At 58.4% G+C, this 22,589-nt stretch carries 26 protein-coding genes; 21 read left to right on the top strand and 5 right to left on the bottom strand.

Annotated features, from left to right (window positions below):
* Positions 1 to 18: 18 nt before the first annotated feature.
* Positions 19 to 1,005 carry an IS110 family transposase gene (locus tag MKleb_RS03450; RefSeq protein WP_025108460.1) on the bottom strand — a complete coding sequence of 329 codons (987 nt, stop codon included), beginning with the start codon at positions 1,003 to 1,005 and terminating at the stop codon, positions 19 to 21.
* Positions 1,006 to 1,592: 587 nt separating this feature from the next.
* Here MKleb_RS03450 and MKleb_RS03445 point away from each other — a divergent pair.
* Positions 1,593 to 2,504: an acetamidase/formamidase family protein gene (locus MKleb_RS03445; RefSeq protein WP_025108478.1), complete on the top strand. Its 912-nt coding sequence runs from the start codon at positions 1,593 to 1,595 to the stop codon at positions 2,502 to 2,504.
* Positions 2,501 to 3,844 (top strand): APC family permease, encoded by a 1,344-nt coding sequence (locus MKleb_RS03440; protein ID WP_025108477.1) that lies wholly within the window; start codon positions 2,501 to 2,503, stop codon positions 3,842 to 3,844. Before MKleb_RS03445 ends, MKleb_RS03440 begins: the two co-directional genes overlap by 4 nt.
* Before the next feature lie 120 nt (positions 3,845 to 3,964).
* Here the strand turns inward: MKleb_RS03440 and MKleb_RS03435 are convergent, their stop codons facing one another.
* The 4 genes from MKleb_RS03435 to MKleb_RS03420 form a co-directional block, all read right to left on the bottom strand.
* A complete protein-coding gene (locus MKleb_RS03435) occupies positions 3,965 to 4,267 on the bottom strand; it encodes a BrnA antitoxin family protein (RefSeq protein WP_025108476.1) in 303 nt (100 codons plus the stop codon).
* A complete protein-coding gene (locus MKleb_RS03430; RefSeq protein ID WP_042933975.1) occupies positions 4,254 to 4,541 on the bottom strand; it encodes a BrnT family toxin in 288 nt (95 codons plus the stop codon). Before MKleb_RS03430 ends, MKleb_RS03435 begins: the two co-directional genes overlap by 14 nt.
* A 251-nt stretch (positions 4,542 to 4,792) precedes the next feature.
* Positions 4,793 to 5,236: a FosA family fosfomycin resistance glutathione transferase gene (locus MKleb_RS03425; RefSeq protein ID WP_025108475.1), complete on the bottom strand. Its 444-nt coding sequence runs from the start codon at positions 5,234 to 5,236 to the stop codon at positions 4,793 to 4,795.
* Positions 5,230 to 6,138: a LysR family transcriptional regulator gene (locus MKleb_RS03420; RefSeq protein WP_025108474.1), complete on the bottom strand. Its 909-nt coding sequence runs from the start codon at positions 6,136 to 6,138 to the stop codon at positions 5,230 to 5,232. Before MKleb_RS03420 ends, MKleb_RS03425 begins: the two co-directional genes overlap by 7 nt.
* 87 nt (positions 6,139 to 6,225) lie before the next feature.
* Between MKleb_RS03420 and MKleb_RS03415 the strand changes: the two genes are divergently transcribed.
* The 19 genes from MKleb_RS03415 (at position 6,226) to tnaA (ending at position 22,389) form a co-directional block, all read left to right on the top strand.
* Entirely contained in the window at positions 6,226 to 7,008 is a 783-nt protein-coding gene (locus MKleb_RS03415) for an NAD(P)H-dependent oxidoreductase (RefSeq protein ID WP_025108473.1), read from the top strand.
* A gap of 147 nt (positions 7,009 to 7,155) precedes the next feature.
* Positions 7,156 to 7,740, top strand: a complete 585-nt coding sequence (locus MKleb_RS03410) for a TetR/AcrR family transcriptional regulator (protein WP_004098242.1) — start codon at positions 7,156 to 7,158, stop codon at positions 7,738 to 7,740.
* Positions 7,741 to 7,885: 145 nt separating this feature from the next.
* Positions 7,886 to 8,686 carry a winged helix-turn-helix domain-containing protein gene (locus tag MKleb_RS03405; protein ID WP_014227752.1) on the top strand — a complete coding sequence of 267 codons (801 nt, stop codon included), beginning with the start codon at positions 7,886 to 7,888 and terminating at the stop codon, positions 8,684 to 8,686.
* Entirely contained in the window at positions 8,683 to 9,201 is a 519-nt protein-coding gene (locus MKleb_RS03400; protein WP_004098240.1) for a FidL-like protein, read from the top strand. Before MKleb_RS03405 ends, MKleb_RS03400 begins: the two co-directional genes overlap by 4 nt.
* A gap of 404 nt (positions 9,202 to 9,605) precedes the next feature.
* Positions 9,606 to 9,884: a BMC domain-containing protein gene (locus MKleb_RS03395; RefSeq protein WP_004098239.1), complete on the top strand. Its 279-nt coding sequence runs from the start codon at positions 9,606 to 9,608 to the stop codon at positions 9,882 to 9,884.
* A gap of 17 nt (positions 9,885 to 9,901) precedes the next feature.
* On the top strand, positions 9,902 to 10,186 hold the full coding sequence (locus MKleb_RS03390; protein ID WP_004098238.1) for a BMC domain-containing protein: 285 nt from the start codon (positions 9,902 to 9,904) through the stop codon (positions 10,184 to 10,186).
* Positions 10,187 to 10,201: 15 nt separating this feature from the next.
* Positions 10,202 to 10,480 (top strand): BMC domain-containing protein, encoded by a 279-nt coding sequence (locus MKleb_RS03385; RefSeq protein WP_002442217.1) that lies wholly within the window; start codon positions 10,202 to 10,204, stop codon positions 10,478 to 10,480.
* A gap of 53 nt (positions 10,481 to 10,533) precedes the next feature.
* The gene (locus MKleb_RS03380) at positions 10,534 to 12,138 is read left to right on the top strand and encodes an acetaldehyde dehydrogenase (acetylating) (protein ID WP_025108472.1); all 1,605 of its coding nucleotides are present in this window, start codon (positions 10,534 to 10,536) and stop codon (positions 12,136 to 12,138) included.
* A 26-nt stretch (positions 12,139 to 12,164) separates the two neighbouring features.
* Positions 12,165 to 12,422, top strand: coding sequence for a EutN/CcmL family microcompartment protein (locus MKleb_RS03375; RefSeq protein ID WP_004098229.1), 258 nt, complete (start codon positions 12,165 to 12,167; stop codon positions 12,420 to 12,422).
* A 15-nt stretch (positions 12,423 to 12,437) separates the two neighbouring features.
* Positions 12,438 to 13,592: a 1-propanol dehydrogenase PduQ gene (locus tag MKleb_RS03370; RefSeq protein WP_217076478.1), complete on the top strand. Its 1,155-nt coding sequence runs from the start codon at positions 12,438 to 12,440 to the stop codon at positions 13,590 to 13,592.
* A 25-nt stretch (positions 13,593 to 13,617) separates the two neighbouring features.
* On the top strand, positions 13,618 to 17,004 hold the full coding sequence (cutC, locus tag MKleb_RS03365; RefSeq protein ID WP_025108471.1) for a choline trimethylamine-lyase: 3,387 nt from the start codon (positions 13,618 to 13,620) through the stop codon (positions 17,002 to 17,004).
* Positions 17,005 to 17,060: 56 nt separating this feature from the next.
* Complete coding sequence (cutD, locus tag MKleb_RS03360) at positions 17,061 to 18,008, top strand: choline TMA-lyase-activating enzyme (RefSeq protein ID WP_025108470.1); 948 nt, start codon at positions 17,061 to 17,063, stop codon at positions 18,006 to 18,008.
* Between the two features lie 12 nt (positions 18,009 to 18,020).
* Positions 18,021 to 18,443: a BMC domain-containing protein gene (locus MKleb_RS03355; protein ID WP_004098223.1), complete on the top strand. Its 423-nt coding sequence runs from the start codon at positions 18,021 to 18,023 to the stop codon at positions 18,441 to 18,443.
* Complete coding sequence (locus MKleb_RS03350) at positions 18,440 to 19,060, top strand: phosphate propanoyltransferase (RefSeq protein ID WP_014837302.1); 621 nt, start codon at positions 18,440 to 18,442, stop codon at positions 19,058 to 19,060. The genes MKleb_RS03355 and MKleb_RS03350 overlap by 4 nt, the downstream gene beginning before the upstream one ends.
* A 12-nt stretch (positions 19,061 to 19,072) precedes the next feature.
* Complete coding sequence (locus tag MKleb_RS03345; protein ID WP_217076476.1) at positions 19,073 to 19,759, top strand: hypothetical protein; 687 nt, start codon at positions 19,073 to 19,075, stop codon at positions 19,757 to 19,759.
* A 19-nt stretch (positions 19,760 to 19,778) separates the two neighbouring features.
* Positions 19,779 to 20,192 carry a DMT family transporter gene (locus tag MKleb_RS03340; RefSeq protein ID WP_014227744.1) on the top strand — a complete coding sequence of 138 codons (414 nt, stop codon included), beginning with the start codon at positions 19,779 to 19,781 and terminating at the stop codon, positions 20,190 to 20,192.
* A 17-nt stretch (positions 20,193 to 20,209) separates the two neighbouring features.
* Entirely contained in the window at positions 20,210 to 20,539 is a 330-nt protein-coding gene (locus MKleb_RS03335) for a DMT family transporter (RefSeq protein ID WP_004108688.1), read from the top strand.
* 241 nt (positions 20,540 to 20,780) lie between these two features.
* Positions 20,781 to 20,876, top strand: coding sequence for a tryptophanase leader peptide (gene tnaC, locus MKleb_RS03330; RefSeq protein ID WP_004098218.1), 96 nt, complete (start codon positions 20,781 to 20,783; stop codon positions 20,874 to 20,876).
* A gap of 124 nt (positions 20,877 to 21,000) precedes the next feature.
* A complete protein-coding gene (gene tnaA / locus MKleb_RS03325; protein ID WP_004128455.1) occupies positions 21,001 to 22,389 on the top strand; it encodes a tryptophanase in 1,389 nt (462 codons plus the stop codon).
* Positions 22,390 to 22,589 lie beyond the last annotated feature (200 nt).

Genomic DNA, 22,589 nt, shown 5'->3' with positions numbered 1-22,589 from the left:
GCGGGCCGGTAGATACTGTTATGCCATGCAAGCATTTTTCGTATGCAGTGTGGCATCGAACGGGCGTCCTGATTTCAGGACGCCGTATGCGACCTGCGCCAGCTTCCTCATCATCGCCCCGATTATCAGCTTTGCATTTTTTCCGTTCTTCTCCAGTCGTTCCCTGAACTCCCTGCCCCATTCTGTTTTATACAGCGTCACCATCGCCGGCATATACAACGCCCGACGCAGCGATACATGGCCCATTTTACTCATCCTGCTTACCCGCCTGATACTGCTGCCTGATTCATGTTGCCGGGGCGTCAGACCCGCATACGCCGCGAACTGCCTCGCCTCCCTGAACCTCTCTTTCAGCCCCACATAAGCCAGCAGCACCGCTGAAGTTTTCGGGCCAATGCCCGGGATACTGTCCAGCAGTTTGCGCCGGTGTTTCATATCCGGGTCATCATCCGTCAGGTCTTTTATCTGCTTTTCAAGGCGTTTCAGTTCCGTATCCAGCCACAGCAGATGCATGTCTATGCTCGGCAACTGAACATCACGCGCGCTTTCACGCCGGTTCTGCTCCTGAACATGCATCTCTGTCAGCGCCTGATGCCGCAGAACCAGCGCCCGCAGGGCACGCTCAACCGGATGTGGCGCTTCCCATATCGCCGGGCGTTTCTCCCGGCAAAAATACGCCAGTTGGCGGGCATCCACCGTATCAGTTTTGCTGCGTATTCCCTGACTCTGGACGAACGCTTTGCTGAGCATCGGATTGATAACAGAGACCTGATACCCTGCGTCAGAAAGATGAGCGGCGACATCTTCCATATACGTCCCGGTCGCTTCCATGCAGATATGGGCATGGATGACCTGATGTCCCTGCAACCAGCTGACGAGCTCGTCATGACCTCCGGGGGTGTTGGCAAATTTCTTGCTGCGGTGACGGCCATCAGGCCGCAACATATCGACATCGAGTTTAGCTTTGGCAACATCAATGCCAATAAAGTGAATTTCGTTTTCCATGGTGTAACCATCCTTGTAAATACGGGGTACCGGGTGAACCGGTCCATGATACTGTTCGGTTTATCACTTGTGGATAACGGTGGTCTGGTGCGGGGATCTACCAAACAGACTAAAAGTCTGAGCCCGGACACGGCATCCGGACCACCACCAGAGGGAACTGGCCGGTTCTCTCTGGATTTTTTAATAATACAAGCCCGGACAGGTGCGCAAGCACCGCCTCCGGGTCCCCCTCTGTGAGAGTCCAAATACTCTGGCATTATCATCAATACCCCCACGGCATATTGCGCTAAATTACCAGCACGTAAATTTTCGCAGAGTAATCTGCTATATAAACGATTAATAGCAGTAAATAATGAAACACTGACAACCAGTAATAAGATATTGAATAGTCAAACGACTTAATAACCAGCATATAAAAACATCAAATTAAAATATACAACCGCATGATTCACCAGCAAATATATATCATTTATTTTTGAAAAAACTGACCTGATTGCCTTCCTGTAATAATCCCGATAAATTCACTCACTCCCCCTGCGGGAAACTCTAAATATAAAAAACACAACAATATAACCGGGATGAATGTCATGAAAATAACCAAAGACCAGGTGGTCTACGCCATGTCGCGGGATAACGCTCCTGTCGCTACCGTCAGCAGCGGAAGTGAAGTGCTGTTCGAAACCTGCGACTGCTTCTCCGACCAAATCACCTCCGCCGATGCCGTGTTCAACGAGCTGGACTGGCAGCGAATTAACCCGGCGACCGGGCCGGTCTACGTCGAGGGTGCCGAGCCGGGCGATGCGCTCAAGGTCACCATCAAGCGCATTACCCTGACGAGCAATCAGGCAGTGATGGTCACCGCGCCGCAGCTCGGAGTGATTGGCGACGAGCTTGATGCCCCGAAGGTCACTATCGTGCCCATTGAAAACGACCATGCCATACTGCCCGGCCACGTGCGCGTCCCGCTCAACCCGATGGTCGGCGTGATCGGCGTCGCGCCTGCCGGGGAAGCCATCTCCTGCGGCACGCCGGATAGCCACGGCGGCAATATGGACTGCAAAATGATCACCGCCGGCAGCACCCTGTGGCTGCCGGTCAACGTCCCCGGCGCGCTGTTCGGGCTGGGCGATTTACACGCCGCGATGGGCGATGGCGAAGTCTCGGTCTGCGGTCTGGAAATCCCCGGCGAAGTGCTGGTCGAACTGACGGTAGTTAAAAACCGCCGCCTGCCGCTGCCGATGCTCGAAAACAGCGAGACCCTGTTTACCCTCGCCTCGGCGCTGACCCTCGATGATGCCGCCGCCCTGGCCACCAGCAATATGGCGCACTTTATCGCCGACAATACCTCTCTGACGCTGGCTGAAGCGATCAGTATTCTGAGCATCGCCGGCGACCTGCAAATCTGTCAGGTAGTCGATCCGCTGAAAACCTGTCGTTATGCCTTACCGAAATCAGTGGCTGAACAGCTCTCCCTGAGCGTCGAAGGGGAGCAGGTATGAGCGTTGAACAATTTGGCTATAAGCAGGAATTGCATCGGGCTCTGACCTTCCGCGATCTGCTGGTCTACGGCATGATTTTTATGGTGCCCATCGCGCCGTTTGGCGTCTTTGGCTACGTCTGGGACGGCGCGCAGGGTATGGTGGCGCTGGCCTATCTCATCGGCATGGTGGCGATGTTCTTTACCGCCATGAGCTACTGGTCGATGTCGCGCGCGTTCCCTGTTTCCGGTTCGGTATACGCCTATGCCCAACGCGGGATTCATCCCATTGTCGGCTTTTTTGCCGGCTGGCTGATCCTGCTGGACTATATTCTGGTGCCGTCGCTGCTCTATATCGTCAGCGCGGCGGCGCTGGCGCCCATGCTGCCGGGCGTGCCGGGCTGGCTGTGGATTGTCGGCTTTATCGCGATTAACAGCCTGATTAACCTGCGCGGCATTACCTTTACCGCACGCGCCAATAACACGATTCTGATCGCGGAGATCGTGGTGCTGTCGGTGTTCGTCGTGCTGGGGCTGATTGCGCTCTACTCCGGCGCCGGGGCGGGCCATCTGACCCTCGACCCGCTCTACAACGCCGATAAGTTCAGCCTGCCGCTGGTGATGGGCGCGGTCTCTATCGCCGTGCTCTCGTTCCTCGGTTTCGACGGGATCTCCACGCTGTCGGAGGAGACGAAAGGCGGCGTAGATACCGTGGGTAAGGCGTCGCTGGGCGCGTTGATGCTGGTCGGTTCGCTGTTTATCCTGCAAACGTGGATCGCCGCCGATCTGGCGCAAGGGATGACGTTCAGCAGCCTCGATACCGCCTTCTACGATACCGCGAATCTGGCAGGAGGCAACTGGCTGAAGTACGTCACCATGTGGTCGACGGTGATCTCCTGGGGGATAGCCAACGCCTTGGTGGCGCAGGCCGCCGTGTCGCGTATTCTGTTTGCGATGGCGCGCGACAAGCAGCTGCCGCAGCTGCTGGCGAAAGTGCATCCGCGGCTGAAAACGCCTTACGTCAGCACCCTGTTTGTGGCGCTGATTTCGCTGGCTTCCGGCCTCTGGTTCTACGGTGATATCGATAACCTCAGCCGGCTGGTGAACTTCGGCGCGCTGATGGGCTTCCTGGTGCTGCACATTGCCGTGATAAACCATTACATCATTCGTCAGAAATCGCGCAATCTGGTGGTACACCTGCTGTTCCCGGTGGTGGGGCTGTGCATTATCGGCTTTGTGATTTATGAAATGGACGCGCAGGCCAAGGTGCTGGGGCTGAGCTGGCTGGCGGTTGGCGTGGTCTATTACCTGCTGATGCGCCTGGTGCTCAAGCGCAATGTGGAACTGAAGCTGGAAGGCTAACGCGATTTATCTCCCCGGCTCGCGCTGCGCTTAGCCGGGCTACAGGTTCCCAGCCGTCTGCGGGCCGGTAGCCCGGACAAGGCGCGTCAAGCGCCGCCTCCGGGGTAATCATGAGGCAGGCTATTTCTTGTTAAGATCGCGAATCATCGCTTCTCTTAAGATCGCATTCAGTCGCGTTTGATAACCTTTCCCGGGACGTTTAAGCCACTCCATAATATCGGCATCAATACGGACAGAAGCCTGAGTTTTTAGCGGTCGGTAAAATTTACCGCGTACGGCATCTGACCACTGTGCGTCGTCTGTGGCGGGAATATCGCTATAATCGATTTCATCATCCGTTTTGTTGGCCAGCGCTTTAAGCTCATCAGCTCGCTTAGCCGTAAGCGTATCCGGATTGTCACGTTTATGTTTAACCATGTTCATAACGATTTCTCTCTTTGCTGTCCGCCTTCCGGGCGCTGATAATACGAATGACCTCTGTTCCACTTTCAAAACGGACCGAATGCGCAACCATGATAACAATGACCCCATGAACGAGACCGATAGTTTGCCAGCGATATTCACCATTCTCATAACGATCCTGTCGGGAAAGATGCCGGGGATCGTCAAAGACGAGCACCGCTTCTTCAAACCGGATTCCATGTTTTCTTAGATTACTTCTTGCCTTGTTTGCATCCCATTCAAACTCCATTGGCATCATATTCATCCTGATTGTATATACAAAAAAGTATAGACAATTATCCAGCGATAATACTCTCAACGTTGGAAAAAACTTCACATTTTTAAAGCGGGAATTGTAAAGGATGTTCCCGGCTCACGCTGCGTTTAGCCGCGCTACCCGAGCGCTCGGGCCGGTAGCCCGGACAAGGCGCGTCAAGCGCCGCCTCCGGGGAAACAACGCGCAATACAGCCTCCACTTTTCCGCGGCTCACGCTGCGCTTAGCCGGGCTACGGGTTCCCGGCCGCCTGTTCGTCCTCGCCAAAAAACACCATACCTTTATAGGGCTTCGCCCGGCACGCCGCCAGGCGCTGGGCGAGGCTGCCGACGTGCAGCTCCAGCTTGTGGCCGTCCGGGTCGAGGAAATAGTGCGACGCGCCTTCGCTTTTGTTGGTTTTCCAAACAGGAACGCCAGCCGCATTCAGCCGCCCGGCAAAAAGCGCGAAATCCTCTTCCGCAATGCTGAACGCGTAGTGGGTGTAGTCGCTCTCCTCCGGCGAAATGACGCGCCGCTGCGGGTCCAGCGACAGGCACAGCCAGAGGTCGCCGCAGGAGAAATACGCGCCGTTATCCCAGCGGGCGCGCAGCGTCATCCCCGGAAGCTGCTGATAAAACGCCACGCTAGGCGCCAGCTGGCTGACCGCCAGGGTCAGATGGTTTAATCCGCTTAACATGGCTTTTCCTCTAATGACGTTACGATTTGCTGGCGCAGCCACCGGTGCGCCGGATCGCGGTGCCAGCGCTCGTGCCACAGCATCAGCATCTCAAACCCGGCGACCGCCAGCGGCGGTTCAACCACCGTCAGGCCGCCAGCGCCACGCACCAGCCGCTCCGGCAGCACCGCCACCAGCTCGCTATTGCGCAGCGTCTCCAGCATAAACAGGAAATGTGGCACGGAAAGGACAACCCGCCGCGCAAGCCCGAGATTCGCCAGCGCGCTATCGGTCGCGGCGCTGAATCCACCGCCGTCCGGCGAGACAATCACCTGCTCCAGCTGGCAGAACTGCGCCAGGCTTAACGCCGACCGCAGCGCCGGATGCCCGGCCCTGCCCGCCAGCACGTAGCGTTCGCGGAACAGCAAACGCTGATGCAGCCCGGGCGGCGCGCCGTCTCGCGTGTGAAAAAACAGATCCACTTCGTCGCGATCCGCCTGCTGTACCAGCCGCGCGGGCTGTAGCTCAAACAGCGCCAGGCGGCTGGCCGGAGAGGCGATGCGCAGGGTATTGAGCACCGGCAGCAAAATCGCCGATGCCATATAGTCGGTCGCCGCCACCTGCCAGGTCTGCGCCGCCGTGGCCGGGTCGAAAGGCTGAACCGGCGCTACCGCCAGCTCCAGCGCCAGCAGCGCATCGCGCAGCGGCCCGCGTAGTTCATCGGCGCGGGCGGTGGGCTGCATTCCGCGCGGCCCCGGCAGCAGCAGCGGGTCGGCGAAAATCTCCCGCAGTCGCGCCAGCTGCACGCTGACCGACGGCTGCGACAGGTTGAGGCGCTGCGCCGCGCGGGTGACGTTATTTTCGCTGAGCAGAACGTTCAGCGTGCGCAGCAAATTGAGATCCAGCCCCTGGAGATTAATCATCGCTATACCTGTTATTGAAGCAATTCATTTCTACTATAGCGTCGCCGACTCTACTCTGCAGCTCTCCATTGCTCAGAGGTGATTTCAATGAAAATACTACTGGTTTACGCCCATCCTGAACCGCATTCGCTTAACGGCGCGCTGAAAGATTTTACCGTGCAGCATCTGCAAAACGCCGGTCATGACGTGCAGGTGTCCGATCTCTACGCCATGCGCTGGAAGGCGGGATTTGATGCCGATGACAGCAGCGCCCCGCCCGTCGGTGAAAGCTGGCGGGCAACGCGGGATTCGCAGTACGCCTTCGCTAACGGCACGCAAAGCGCGGATATCGTGGGCGAACAGGAGAAGCTGCTGTGGGCCGATACGGTGATTTTTCAGTTCCCGCTGTGGTGGTTTTCGCTGCCCGCCATCATGAAGGGCTGGATTGATCGGGTCTACGCTTACGGCTTTGCCTACGGCGTCGGCGAGCACAGCGAAACCCACTGGGGCGATCGCTACGGCGAAGGCACGTTCGCGGGGAAACGGGCGATGCTGGTCGTTACCGCCGGCGGATGGGCGGAGCACTACGCGCCGCGCGGAATTAACGGGTCTATCGACGACATCCTGTTCCCTATTCAGCACGGGATGCTGTTCTATCCCGGCTTTGATGTGCTGCCGCCGGTGGTGTTCTACCGCACCGACAAACTCGATGAACAGCGCTTCGCCGCGCTGCGCGAGGCGCTGGCCCGGCGGCTGGATACCCTCTCCGAAACGCCGCCCATTCCCTTCCGTCGGCAGAATCACGGCGACTATCTGATCCCCTCTCTGAACCTGCGTCCGGAGCTGGCGCCGGGAGAAAACGGCCTCGCTATCCACGTGAAGCCTGTGTGAATCTCAGTGGGCGATATTCGCGGCGCGGCGAATATCACCACAATTCATAAGGTGAACTGTGAGCCTCCACGCAATAACGTCATCCCGCCCCGCTGCGCCCCTTCGCATATTGATAGCGATCAAGAATAATCATACCGTCTGGTCGGTATGATTCGGGCCATGAATATGGAAGCCCAACATCGTAAAAAAGATCCCGTCCGCCTGCATAAGCAACTGCTGGAATCCGCCGCCACCATCGCCGGCCGGGACGGTATCGCCTCGCTGTCGCTGAACGCCGTCGCGCGCGAAGCGGGCGTCAGCAAAGGCGGTTTACTGCACCATTTCCCCAACAAGCAGGCGCTGATTTTCGCCCTCTTTGCCCGCCTGCTGGCGATTATGGAAGAGGCGATTGCAGAGCTTATGGCCGCGGATAACGTCTCTTATGGCCGCTTTACCCGCGCCTATCTGCGCTATCTGTCGGCGCCGGAACTCACGGATACCCAGGAGAGCCGCCAGCTGATGGTGCTGTCGCTGGCCATGCCGGATGAACCGGTGCTGCGAAAATGCTGGCGCGACTGGATGCTGGACCATCTGGCGAAGGGCGATGAACTGGACAATAGCCATACCGGTACGCTGGTGCGCTATGCGGCGGACGGCATCTGGCTATCGGAATTAACCGAGGGGCGCACCATGAGCCCCGGGCACCGGCAGTCGCTGGTCAGCGATCTGACGAAGATGACGCTTCCTGCGTGAAGCATATATACACTAAATAATTCGCGTTGCAGGAAGGCGGCAAGGGAGCGAATCCCTGGGAGCATAGATAACTATGTGACCAAGGTGAGCGAACGCAGCCAACGCACCAGCAACGTGAAGTATGACGTGATAGATTGAGGCCACGATGCGCTATAACATCCATGGCCGTCTTATTTATGATGCAATGGACGGCACGCTAACGTTACCGGGAAGCGATGAAGCGGACAGCCAGCTGTCCATCACCGCCAACGCGCTGCTGTGGTTCTTCCTGCGTCACACCGAGGTGGTCAGCCGCGATGAGGTGCTTAAAAAAGTCTGGGATGACAACGGGTTAACCTCATCCAACAGCAATCTCAATCAGTACCTGAGCATGCTGCGCAAAACCTTCCGCCACTACGATATCGACAACATTATCGTCACCGTGTCGCGCGGACTGCTGCAGCTCAATCCGGATCTCACCATCGAGAGGCTCGACGCCAGCCCGGAGCCGGAGCCGCCGCCCGCGGCAGAAGCCGAGCCAGACCCGGCCGCGGTCCCGGAAGAACAAAAGACCGTTTCCAGCCGCCACGCGCGCGGTACCTGCTGGTATCTCGCCGGCGGCTGCCTGCTCACCATCGCCCTGCTGCTGGTGGTCTGCAGTTTTCTCGGCGGCAGCACATCGCACCCCATCACCCTGACGCAAATGCGCCACAGCCAGTGCGAGCTGCTGGCCAGCGATGAGATGCTGCGCTCCGTTGCCGGAACCGCCTACGGCAAGAATTTTGATGCCGTGCGCCAGCGCCTGAAGCTGGAATGCAAGCCCGGCGAACGCTTCGTCTTCTTCTATGGCGACCGGCTGGAAACCAACGGCCTGGGCCGGGTATTCCTGGCCCACTGCGCGATGCATGAAGATAACCCGTTCAGCTACTGCGATAACTATTTTTACTATTCATGGAAACCGCAATGAGACTCGCCCCGCGCCCCTTTTTCGCCCTCTCCAGCCTGGTGTTTATTGCCGCCGCCGGGTTCTGCGCCTGGAAGCTGCTGCCGGTCGAAAACGGCGGGGTGATGAGCTGCTCGACCAAAGCGATTATGCGCTTTGAGAACATGGAGAAAGAGAACGTCAACGGCAATATCCATTTCAACTTTGCCGCCAACGGCAAAGGGTCGATGGTCGTCGAGGGCTACACCGATTCCGCCGCCGGCTGGCTTTATCTCCAGCGCTACGTCAAATTTAGCTACACCAGCAAACGCATCTCCACCACCGAGCGCCACTATCGCATCAGCAAGTGGGAATCCAGCGCCTCGTCCATCGATGAATCGCCTGACGTGATCTTCGACTACTTTATGCGCGAGATGTCCGACAGCCACGATGGCCTGTTTCTCAACGCGCAGAAGCTCAATGAGAAAGCTATTCTTCTCAGTTCTATCAACTCCCCGCTCTACGTCTGCACGCTGAAGTCCGGCAGCAAGCTTGACTAAGCTCACACCCGCTTTTCCTTCCTCGCTTTCCCGTTAGTAAAACCGCACGTTTTGCATTTAGCCTGCCGAAGAAAACGCGATCCTCTCCACACTTCATATATCGTCAAATTACCCCCGATCTGCAATAAATTATCAACTTATTAACATCAATCCGCCTCCGGCTAAATGGTGAAAAAAGCGCCACAATCGTCACTCAATCCGCCCCGCCATCGCAGCACAAATGCATAAATCAGCGCCTTAATTAACCTAAATCACAGAGCAAAAGACTAAAAATACCACTCTAGCAGATTTAAATTTCACTTCACTCGCCATTCCCTATAGTGAATCCCGAACGCCGCATCCGCGTCCTGACGCCGTTACGCGGTCGGTTTTCCGAATCACAAAACTGTTCTGGAGGAGAAACCATGGGTGATGCATTAGGGCTTATCGAAACCAAAGGTCTGGTGGCCTGCATTGAAGCCGCGGATGCGATGTGTAAAGCCGCCAACGTCGAGCTGATTAGCTATGAAAACATCGGCTCGGGGCTGGTGACCGTGATGGTGAAGGGCGACGTCGGCGCAGTGAAAGCGGCGGTGGATTCCGGCGTCGAATCCGCGCAGCGCATCGGTGAAGTGGTGACCTCGCTGGTTATCGCTCGTCCGCATAACGACATCAACAAAATCGTCATTAAACACAAGGCCTGATGGCCAGGAGAACGCAAATGGGTGATGCATTAGGTCTGATTGAAACCAAAGGGCTGGTGGCCTGTATCGAAGCGGCGGATGCGATGTGTAAAGCCGCCAACGTGGAACTGATTGGCTATGAAAACGTCGGCTCCGGCCTCGTCACCGCGATGGTGAAAGGCGACGTCGGCGCGGTGAAAGCGGCGGTGGATTCCGGCGTCGAATCCGCGCAGCGCATCGGTGAAGTGGTGACTTCGCTGGTTATCGCCCGCCCGCATAACGACATCAACAAAATCGTCTCGCATTACAAAATCATGGATTAACCGGAGAAAAACCTGATGAAAGAAGCGCTAGGGCTTATCGAAACCAAAGGGCTGGTGGCCTGTATTGAAGCGGCGGATGCGATGTGTAAAGCCGCCAACGTGGAGCTGATTGGCTATGAAAACGTCGGCTCCGGCCTCGTCACCGCGATGGTGAAGGGCGACGTCGGCGCGGTGAATGCCGCGGTGGATTCCGGCGTGGAAGCGGCAAAACGCATCGGCGAAGTCGTCACCTCTCGCGTCATCGCGCGTCCGCATAACGACATCGAAAAAATCGCGGCGCAGCACAAAGCATGACCTGACAGGGCGCGCCCCGTCTCCACTCTTTTAGTCTGATGAAGGATAGACTCATGATTGAACTGGATAACGATTTGCAGTCCCGGCAGAACGCCCGGGAGCTGGTGCGCAATGCCAAAAAGGCGCAGGCGATTCTGGCCACCTTTTCGCAGCAGCAAATCGACGCCATCGTGAAGAACGTGGCCCAGGAAGCGGCGCATCATGCCGAAGCGCTGGCGAAAATGGCCGCGGAAGAAACCGGTTTTGGCAACTGGCAGGACAAAGTGCTGAAGAACCGCTTCGCCTCGCTGCGCGTCTACGACGCCATCAAAGATATGAAGACCGTCGGTATCATTCATGACGATCCGCTACAAAAAGTGATGGACGTGGGCGTGCCGCTGGGGGTCATTTGTGCGCTGGTGCCGTCGACCAACCCGACCTCCACCGTCATCTACAAAACGCTGATTGCCCTGAAGGCCGGCAACGCGATTATCTTCTCCCCGCATCCCGGCGCCCGCCAGTGCAGCTGGAAAGCGATTGAAATCGTGAAGCGCGCGGCGGAAGCGGCAGGGGCACCTGCCGGTAGCGTCGACGCCATTAGCCAGCTGACCCTCGAAGCCACCTCAGAGCTGATGCACAGCAAAGACGTGTCGCTGATCCTGGCGACCGGCGGCGAAGGCATGGTGCGCGCCGCCTACGCGTCCGGCACGCCGACCATTAGCGGCGGCCCGGGTAACGGCCCGGCGTTTATCGAACGCAGCGCCGATATCCCCCACGCGGTGAAAGATATCATCACCAGTAAAACCTTCGATAACGGCGTCATCTGCGCCTCCGAGCAGTCAATTATCGTCGAACGCTGCATCTACGACGAAGTGCATCGCGAACTGGAAGCTCAGGGCGCGTACTTCATGAACGAAAGCGAAGCGGCAAAAATGGCGGCCCTGCTGCTGCGCCCCAACGGCACCATCAACCCCAAAGTGGTCGGTAAAACCGCGCTCTATCTGAGCCAGATGGCCGGCTTCTGCGTCCCGGCCAGCACCCGGGTGCTGATTGCCGCGCAGACCACGGTATCGCATACCAACCCCTACTCGCGGGAAAAACTGTGCCCGGTACTCGGCCTGTACGTCGAAGAGGACTGGAAAGCCGCCTGCCACCGCGTCGTGGAGCTGCTGACCAACGAAGGCCTCGGCCACACGCTGGTGATCCACACCCGCAACCAGGACGTCATCCGCCAGTTCTGCCTGGAAAAACCGGTTAACCGCATTCTGATCAACACCCCGGCGGCGCTGGGCGGCATCGGCGCGACCACCAATATCACCCCGGCCCTGACGCTCGGCTGCGGCGCGGTCGGCGGCGGCTCCAGCTCAGACAACGTCGGGCCGATGAACCTGCTCAACATCCGCAAAGTGGGCTACGGCGTGCGCTCCATCGATGAGCTGCGCGCGCCGGGCAGCCGCCCGGAACCGCAGCCGACCATCGTCAGCCCGGCGGCCGGCCCGAACCGCAGCATCTTCGACGATGAGCGCTTTAACGCCCCGGCGACCGCCGCCACCGCGGCCCACCCGGCCAGCGCCGACGATCGCTTTGCGTCTGCCGCCGCCGTCGGCGCGGACAGCGAGATTAATGAGCAAAACGTGGAACGCGTCATCCGCCAGGTGCTGGAACGCCTTGGTAAGTAACACATTGATATAAGGCGATAAAAACAATGATTCTCGCAAAGGTAGTCGGACATGTCGTCGCCACGCAGAAGTGCGATGAGCTACGGGGCAGCAACCTGCTGCTGATCGTCAAATTAGATGATGACCAGCAGCCGATGAAAGACCAGACCTGGGTTGCCGTTGATAGCGTCGGCGCCGGTATGCACGACATCGTGCTGGCCGAAGAGTACCTGGCGCTCAACAAAGAGCGCTACAAGGCCATGTCGGTGGTCGCCATTGTCGAGAACGTGTTTCGGGACGCTTAAGGAGTCAATAACCCAATGAGTGAATTTTTGCTGAAACCCCGGATTCGCTTTGGTCAGGATGCGCTTGCCATCCTGAACGAGCTGCCCGCCCGCAACGTGCTGCTGGTCACCGACCAGGCGATGGTTAAGTTTGGCCTCGCCGATCGCGTCACGCAGATCCTCAATGCGCGCGGCATCGCTTTCCAGGTCTGGGACGACGTGGTGGCCGACCCGGATATCGCCACCGTGGTGCGCGGTATGAAGCGGATGGATAACAGCTATCCGGATCTGGTTATCGCGCTGGGCGGCGGTTCGGTGATTGATGCAGCCAAAGCGGTTATTTTCGCCCTGGCGCAAACCCGTCCGGACGCTCACCGCGAGCCGCCCTGCTTTGTGGCGATCCCCACCACCAGCGGCACCGGCTCTGAGGTCACCGCCTTTTCAGTGGTGAAAGCCCACGCCGAGAAGCTGGTGCTGGTGGACCCGTCGCTGCTGCCGGATATCGCCATTCTTGACCCGGCGCTGGTGGCCTCGGTGCCGCCGGCGATCACCGCCGATACCGGGATGGACGTGCTATGTCACGCGCTGGAAGCCTATGTCTCCCTCGCCGCCAGCGACTTTTCCGATGCGCTGGCGGAGAAAGTGGTGCAGCAGGTATTTCGCTTTCTGCCGACCTGCTGGCGCAACGGTGGCGATCTGCTGGCGCGGGAAACGATGCACAACGCCTCCTGCATGGCGGGCATGGCTTTCACCAACGCCTCGCTGGGCATTACCCACAGCCTTGCCCACGCGCTCGGCGGCGTATTTCGCGTCCCCCACGGCCGCGCTAACGCCCTGCTGATGGCGGACGTGGTGGCCTGGAACGCCGATTATCACGGGCAGTGCGATACCGATGCCGCCCGCAAATACGCCCGATTAGCCCATCTGCTGGATCTGCCTGCGGCCACTACCCGCCAGGGCGTCGCCAGCCTGCTGGTCGCCATTCAGGCGCTAAAAGACGAAATGAGCATGCCGGCCGGCATTCGTGATACCGGCGTCATTGCCGCCGAATTTGAACAGCGGCTGGCGGAGATGGTCGGCCAGGCGCTACGCGACAGCTGTACCCCGACGAACCCACGCGCGCCGGACGCTCACGCACTGACCGAACTCTATCGCCGGGCATGGACCGGCAACGCCGTTCAGGGCCACTGATAACAAGATTTGGAGAACCTTACCTATGGCACACTACAGCTTAACGCCGCGCGTCAAAGTGTTGGCAGAACGTTTACTCTCACAAAAAAGCACCCTGTGCACCGAACATGCCACCACGCTCAACGCCCTTGATGGCGATATCGCCGGGGTTCCCGCCGCCGTCAAACCGGCGCGCCGCTTCTATGAACTGATGCGCCAGCTGCCGCTGTGCATCAGCGCCGACGAGCTGATCGTCGGCAACCAGACCCGCAAACCGCACGGGGCGATTTTCCACGACGAGAGCGCCGTCCGTCGCCCGTCCGCGTTCCAGTTCCTCAACCTGAATAGCGATCTCGACTCCCCGGATTACAAGCTGGTGATGGAAAAAGGCGTGCTGGCGATAAAACATCAGCTGGAAGAGAAAACCCGCGCGCTGGGCAGCGCCGTCAGCCGCAGCGGCATGGATGAAGTCAACGGCTGCCGCGCGGCCATCTACGCCTGCGATGCCCTGCTGGCGCTGGCGCAAAACCTAGCCAACAGCGCGGAACAGCTGGCCGCCGCGGAAACCAACGCTTACCGCCGGGCGGAACTGCTGGACAGCGCCGCCATTCTGCACCACGTTCCGGCGCATCCGGCGCGCAGCTTCAAAGAGGCGTGCCAGGCCTTTTATCTGTTCCAGCTGGCGCTCCAGCTCGATAACGGCAGCTACGCCGTCAACCCGGAAGGCGCCGACAAAGCCCTGCTCCCTTACTACCAGCACGATATCAACAACGGCGCGCTCTCCCCGCAGCAGGCGTATGAAATCGTCGAATCGCTGTGGTTCAAGCTGGCGGAGCTGTGCGAAGTGCGCGCCGCCTGCGCGATCGACGGTTATCCGATGTTCGACGCCCTGCTGCACGGCGCAAGCCTTGAGAACGCGCGCATTAACGAACTCTCCGACATGTTCCTCAGCGCGCAGCACAACCTGAGCGCCCTGCATCTGCCGGTGCGTTTGTTCAAGGGCGTCCAGCACGTTTCCGCCGCCCCGTTTGCCGCCGCCGGCGAGACGCCGGCAGCAGAAGGGCTGACCCCGCGCATGCAGCGCCTGCGTAACCACTACCTGACCGTGCGCCCGAGCGTCTCTATCTACCGCGCGCTGGCCTTTACCGAAGTGGTCAAAGCCAACCCCGGCATGCCGACGATTCTGCTGCGCGCCAAAGCCTTCCGCCACGCCTGCGAAACCGCGCCGATTCTGATTCAGGACGATGAGCTGATCGTCGGTCATCCGTGCGGCAAGCCGCGCGCGGGCGCCTTCTCGCCGGATATCGCCTGGCGCTGGGTGCGCGACGAACTCGATACCATGAGCACCCGTCCGCAGGATCCGTTTGAAATCAGCGAAGCAGATAAAAAAACCATCCGCGAAGAGATCGTGCCGTTCTGGGAAGGCCGCTCGCTGGATGAAATCTGCGAAGCCCAGTACCGCGAAGCGGGGGTGTGGGCGTTCAGCGGCGAGACCTTCGTCAGCGACCTCTCCTACCACCAGATCAACGGCGGCGGCGACACCTGCCCGGGCTACGACGTGCTGCTGTTTACCAAAGGGATGAACGGCATTAAAGCCGACGCCGAGGCGCATCTCGCCAGCCTGAGTATGGAAAACCCGGAAGATATCGACCGCATCTACTACTACAAAGCGGCCATTGAAACCTGCGAAGGGGTGATTAACTACGCGCACCGCATCGCCGCCCGCGCCCGTGAACTGGCCGCGATTGAGCAGAACGCCCAGCGTCGCGCCGAGCTGCTGACCATCGCCGAGGTGAACCAGAACGTGCCGGCGAATCCGCCGAAAACCCTGCAGGAAGCGCTGCAGAGCATCTGGACCGTGGAGTCGCTGTTTGAAATTGAAGAGAACCAGACCGGACTGTCCCTGGGACGCGTAGACCAGTACTGCTACCCGATGTTTGAAGCCGATATCCGCGAAGGCCGCCTGACTCACGACACCGCGCTGGAGCTGCTGCAGGCGTTTATCATCAAATGCGCCGAGCTGATGTGGATGTCCAGCGAGCTGGGGGCGAAATATTTCGCCGGCTATCAGCCGTTTATCAACCTGACCGTCGGCGGTCAGAAGCGCTCCGGCGGCGATGCCTGTAACGACCTGACCTACCTGATCATGGACGCCGTGCGCTTCGTGAAGGTTTACCAGCCGTCGCTGGCCTGCCGTATTCACAACCAGTCGCCGCAGAAGTATATGGAAAAAATCGTCGACGTCGTCAAAGCGGGGATGGGCTTCCCGGCCTGCCACTTCGACGACTCCCATATCAAGATGATGCTGCGTAAAGGCTTCGATTTCGAAGACGCCCGCGACTACTGCCTGATGGGCTGCGTCGAGCCGCAGAAATCCGGCCGCATCTATCAGTGGACCTCCACCGGCTACACCCAGTGGCCCATCGCCATTGAGTTCGTTTTAAACCGCGGTCGGATGGTGCTGTTTGACAGCTATCAGGGGCTGGATACCGGCGACCTGCGCGACCTGCACACCTTCGAGGATTTCGACGCGGCGGTGAAAAAACAGATCGCCCATATCGTACGCCTGTCGGCGATCGGGACGGTCATCAGCCAGCGCGTGCACCGCGACGTGGCGCCGAAGCCGCTGATGTCGCTGCTGGTGGAAGGCTGCATGGAAAAAGGCAAAGACGTTGCCGCCGGCGGCGCGATGATCAACCACGGCCCGGGGCTGATCTTCTCCGGTCTGGCGACCTACGTCGATTCCATGGCGGCGATTCGTAAGCTGGTGTTTGAAGATAAGAAATACACCCTCGAACAGGTACGCGACGCGCTGCTGGCGAACTTCGAAGGCTTTGAAGGCCTGCGCCGCGACTGCCTCAACGCGCCGAAATACGGCAACGACGATAACTACGTCGATCAGTATGCGCTGGATATCACCGAGTGGACCGAGCGCGAGTGCCGTAAGTACAAGATGCTCTACTCCACCCTGAGCCACGGCACCCTGTCCATCTCCAACAATACGCCGATCGGCGAGCTGACCAACGCCACGCCGAACGGTCGCCTGGCGTGGATGCCGCTCTCCGACGGTATCAGCCCGACTCAGGGCGCGGATAAGCAGGGTCCAACGGCGATCATCAAGTCGGTGAGCAAGATGAACGTCGAAACCATGAACATCGGCATGGTGCACAACTTCAAGTTCCTCAAAGGGCTGCTGGATACCCCGGAAGGTCGTCACGGCCTGATTACCCTGCTGCGCACCGCGTCGATTCTCGGCAACGGCCAGATGCAGTTCAGCTATGTCGATAACGAAGTGCTGAAAAAAGCCCAGCAGGAGCCGGAAAAATACCGCGACCTGATCGTCCGCGTCGCGGGCTACAGCGCCTACTTCGTTGAGCTGTGCAAAGAAGTTCAGGACGAGATTATCAGCCGTACGGTCATCGAGAAGTTCTGATAAAGACACGGACGTTTTTGGACACGGATGTCCCGATCGTTTTTCTGGAGGTATGTGTGAGCGCAAAACAAGAATTAACCGGGCGAATATTCAATATTCAGAAATATTCGATCTATGACGGCGATGGGATCCGCACGCTGGTTTTTTTCAAAGGCTGCAATATTCGCTGCCCGTGGTGCGCTAACCCGGAAGGGCTGAATAGCCAGTTTCAGGTGATGTTCTCACAGGATAAATGCATTAACTGCGGCGACTGCGTCAGCGTCTGCCCGGCGGGAATTCATTATCGGGCGGAAGAAAACGGCGAAATGAAGCATTTCGTCAACCGCAATAAAGACTGTATCGGCTGCCGCAAGTGCGAAGAGATCTGCACCCAGAACGCGCTGGATATTATGGGCAAAGATGTCACCGTCAGCGAACTGATGGAGATCATCATGCAGGACTACGACTTTTATATCTCCTCCGGCGGCGGCGTCACCATCGGCGGCGGGGAAATGAGCCTGCAGACCGATTTTGCCGTCGCGCTCTTTAGCGAATGCAAAAAGATGATGCTCAATACCGCCGTGGAAACGCAGGGCACCACGCCGCTGGCCAATTATCAAAAGCTGGCGCCGGTGACCGACACCTTCTTATTCGATATTAAGCAAATTAACAGCGAGCACCATAAAGCATTATTTGGCATCGGTAACGAAGGCATTCGCCGCAACCTGGAGTGGCTGGTGGATTCCGGCGCTAACGTCATTATCCGCATGCCGCTGGTTCGCGGCTATAACGACTCGTTCGATGCCATTACCGGGGCCATTGATTACGTACAAAAGCTGGCGAAGCGCGGAAATATCCGCCGCATCGATATGCTGCCGTACCACCAGCTGGGGCGCAAAAAATATGAGCGCCTCGATATGCCTTACCCCATTACCCGAGACCCAACTTATTCCGCCGAGGAGTTAGACCGGCTGGAAACGTTCTTCACGCAGTTTGATTTTGATATTCGCTTAGTCCGCCATTAACAGGAGCCGACAATGAAAAGTTTAGGCGTAATTGAAACGCGAGGGTTAGTTGCCGCCGTTCAGGCCGTGGATGCCGCCTGCAAAAGCGCAGGCGTGTCCTGCATTGGCTACCGCAAAGTCGGTTCGGGGCTGGTGAGCGTCTGCTTTGAAGGGGAGATCAGCGCGATTCACACCGCTATCGAACGCGGCGTGGCCGTCGCCGCGCTCATCGACCCGCAGGTCAAATCCCTGACGATCGCCCGTCCGGAGCGCAGCGTCGTGGACGCCCTCAGCACCCTGAAAGGCCGTCCGCCGCGCGCGGAAGCTGCCGCGCCGCTTGAGGCTGAAGCCGTCGCGCCCGCCGCTGTAGAAACAAGGGAACCCACTGAACCCGCCGCCGCGCCTGCGCCGACGGAAGATAAAAACGCGGCGATGAGGAAAGGGAAGAAGGCATGATCGACACCCTGCTCCATGAAAAAATCGCCGCCCGCCTGAGCCACGTTGCTCCGGCTATTCCGGTCGGCATCTCTAACCGCCACGTCCATCTGGCGCAGCAGGACGTCGAAGCGCTGTTTGGCAAGGGCTACGTCCTGACGCCCTTTAAGCCGCTGCGCCAGCCGGGGCAGTTCGCGGCCCAGGAGTGCGTCACCGTGGTCGGTCCGAAGGGCTCGCTCACCCAGGTGCGCGTCCTCGGCCCAACCCGCCCGGTATCGCAGCTGGAAATCTCCCGCGCCGACTGCTTTACCCTCGGCATCAAAGCGCCGGTTCGCGAATCCGGCCAGCTGGAGAACGCGGGCAGCGCGCTGCTGATCGGCCCGGCAGGCCACGTTGAACTGCGATCGCAGGTGATCTGCGCCTGGCGGCATATCCATATGTCGCCGCAGGATGCCCGCCAGCTGAACGTCGCCAACGGCCAGAAGGTTAGCGTCCGCAGCGACGGCGAACGCCAGCTGACCTTTGATGAAGTGGTGGTGCGGGTACGCGAAGACTTCGCGCTGGAGTTTCATATTGATACCGAAGAGGCCAACGCCGCCGGCTTGAAAAACGGCGCGCAGGTCACGCTCATCGGCTAACGGAGGCTCGCCATGACCGACCAACAGATGGAAGACCTGGTTGAACGCATTATCCAGCGTCTGCGGCCGCCGGTACTGGTGATGGTGACCGCCGCGGCGGGCTACCGGCACGCTATTCGCCAGCGGCTGGCCGGCTGCGGCGAGAGCCTGCACTTGGCGCTGGATAGCGGGATTGACGACGGCGAGCAGTGGCGGGGTATCGGTAAAACGCTGCCAGCGGCCGACTGGCAACAGGAGCTGCCTTCGGTCTCGTATAAGGCGCTGCTGCTGCCGTTTCTCGACTACCCGCTGGCGGCGGATCTGGTGAAGGGTTCCCTGCACGGTCCCGTTGCCCGCCGCGTGCACGATGCCCTGCTGAGCGGCCTGCCGGTGCTGGCACTGCGCTATCACTGCGATCCCGCCAGCGAGCTTAACCAGCTGCGCGGGGCGCAGCCTGATAGCGCTTACGCCGGACATATGCAGGCCACGCTGGCCCGCCTGGCCGAATGCGGCATCGCGCTGTGCACCATGAACGAATTGCTGGAGAAGCTGGCGTCGGGTCGCGGAGCGACGGCGCCGTCGGCGAGCGGTCCGCGGCGTTATCTCACTGTCACAGACGTGGTGAATAATCCGGCGCTGGCCTGTGCCCCTGAAGCGCAGTTGACCGATGCCGCTATCGATTTTTTAAAAAACAGAAAAAAAGAACCTTACCTTAAATAGTAAACCCGGAGTTTAACTTATGTCTTCAAAAACAAAGTGTTGGCTATGGATGCTGCTGGTTATCGTTTCCGAAACCTCAGCCACCTCCACCCTCAAAATGTTCGGCAGCAGTGAAGGGATGAGCAAAATGCTGCTGCTCGGGCTGCTGGTGCTGCTGTACTGCACCTGCTACTACTCGCTATCCCGCGCGGTGAAGGATATTCCCGTCGGTCTGGCCTACGCCACCTGGTCCGGTACCGGCATTCTCGTGGTATCGACGCTGGGAATGGCGTTTTACGGCCAGCACCCGGACACCGCCGCCATTATCGGTATGGCGGTTATCGCCAGCGGGATCGTGATCATGAACCTGTTTTCCAAAATGGGTAGCGAAGAGAGCGAGGAAGCACCCGCGCAGCCGGCCGCTGCATCTCTGGACAAAAAAGTCGCCAACTAACAGAAAAGGAACCGCTTATGTTTAACCTCGGATTTTTATGGCTGGCGCTGTCTATCGGCTCCGAAATCACCGGCACGTCGATGATCAAAAAGACCAACGGCTTCAGCAAGCTGGCGCCGTCGGTGCTGGTGGTATGCGCCTACGGCCTGTGCTACTTCGCCCTCACCCGCGCGATGAGCACCATTCCGGTCGGCGTCGCCTACTCGCTGTGGTGCGGCTTTGGTATCGTCGGCGTCACGATTTGCTCAATGATCCTCTATAAGCAAAAACCGGATATCCCGGCCATTCTCGCTATGGTGCTGATCATCTCCGGCGGCATCATTATGAACGTCTTCTCCAGCATGTAAGTCCCGCCTGCGCCTTCATTGATTGCGGTGAAGGCGCTAAAAACCTCACTCAATAAGCCGTTATTGGCGTAATAAAAAAACAAAAAACCATCGCCTGCTAATCAATAACGCTAAAAAGACGACGAGCGTCAAATTTTTATACTCCGCTTATCGATAAATTATTTTTTGTGATTTTAATCGTGGTTATTTTCTCATTTTACCTTATTTTTATGGCATCCCTTCACCCACAGAGGACGATGTCATGACGCAAAAATCGATTTATCGCCTCATTGCCCAGGGCGGCCTGGACGACTGGTATAATTTAGATCACCGCATCTCCAACGACTTCCCTCGTTAATTCTCCGCTGCTGTTTACTCCCTAAAAAAAATTAATTCAGCACTGCGTTTAGTCGCTATTTGTTGCGCTTTTTATTTGTCGCCAAATAGACAAACGCGGCACAGCATCCCCATGGAGAAAATAAATGAAACGTATCCCTGAGCCATTCCGCATTAAAATGGTCGAAAACATTCGCATGACTACCTTTGACGATCGCGTCAAAGCGCTGGAAGAGGCGGGCTATAACCCGTTTTTGCTCAATAGCCAGGACGTGTATATCGACCTGCTGACCGACTCCGGCACCGGCGCGATGAGCGACCATCAGTGGGCCGGGCTGATGATGGGCGACGAAGCCTACGCCGGGTCGCGTAACTATCAGCATCTGTGCGAAAAGGTCAAAGAGATTATCGGCTATCCGTATACCATTCCCACCCATCAGGGGCGCGGCGCGGAGCAGATTCTGTTCCCGAGCCTGATTGCTCGCCGCAAGTCGGCGCATCCGGTGTTTATTTCCAACTTCCACTTCGATACCACCGCCGCGCACGTGGAGCTCAACGGCGCAAAAGCCATTAACGTGGTGACGCCGAAAGCCTTCGATACCACCTCGTGGTACGACTGGAAAGGCAACTTTGATATTGATTTGCTGAAAGCGACCATCGCCGAACACGGCGCGGAAAACGTGGCGGCGATTATTACCACCGTCACCTGTAACAGCTCCGGCGGCCAGCCGGTATCGCTGGCGAATATGCGCGAGGTGTATCAGATTGCCCGCCAGAATAATATTCCGGTGGTGATCGACTCCGCCCGCTTCTGCGAAAACGCCTGGTTTATTAAACAACGCGAAGAGGGCTACGCCGATAAATCGGTGAAAGAGATTATTCTTGAGATGTACCAGTACGGCGATATGCTGACCATGTCCGCCAAGAAAGACCCGATGGTGAATATCGGCGGCCTGTGCTGCTTCCGCGATGACGAAGATCTGTTCAACGAAGTGCGCATTCGCTGCGTGCCGATGGAGGGCTTTGTCACCTACGGCGGCCTGGCGGGACGCGATATGGAGGCGTTGGCTATCGGCCTGGAAGAAGGGACCAACGAGGATTACCTCGCTTATCGCATCAATCAGGTGGAATACCTCGGCGAACGCCTGCGCGAAGGCGGCATTCCGATTCAGTATCCGACCGGCGGCCATGCGGTGTTCGTCGATGCTAAGCTGCTGCTGCCGCATATCCCACCGGAGCAGTTCCCGGCGCACGCGCTAAACAACGAGCTGTATCTGGAAGCGGGCATCCGCAGCGTGGAAATCGGCTCCCTGCTGCTGGGCCGCGACCCGCAAACCGGCAAACAGAAGGCGTCGCCGATGGAGCTGCTGCGCCTGACCATTCCGCGCCGGGTTTACACCAACGATCATATGGACTATATCGCTGATGCGCTGATCGCCGTTAAGGCGCGCGCCGCCACGATTAAGGGCCTGACCTTCACCTATGAACCGCCGGTACTGCGCCACTTCGTCGCCAGACTGAAACCGGTGAAATAAACCGCATCACGGCGCTCTCGCAATGAGAGCGCCATTAATTTAATTCCATCTCTTTAAGCTCAATCATTCGGGTTGCGCCGGGTAGCCGTTTGCCCGCAGCCGTTATCTGTACCCTAAATAATTCGAGTTGCAGAAAGGCGGCAAGAGAGTGACAAATTCGTCGGGAACGAATTTGACCAGCCGAAGGCTGGCCTCCGGTG

The sequence above is a fragment of the Klebsiella sp. PL-2018 genome, from assembly GCF_019048985.1.
Lineage (GTDB): Bacteria > Pseudomonadota > Gammaproteobacteria > Enterobacterales > Enterobacteriaceae > Klebsiella > Klebsiella michiganensis.
This window is presented reverse-complemented; position numbering and strand designations above follow the sequence as displayed.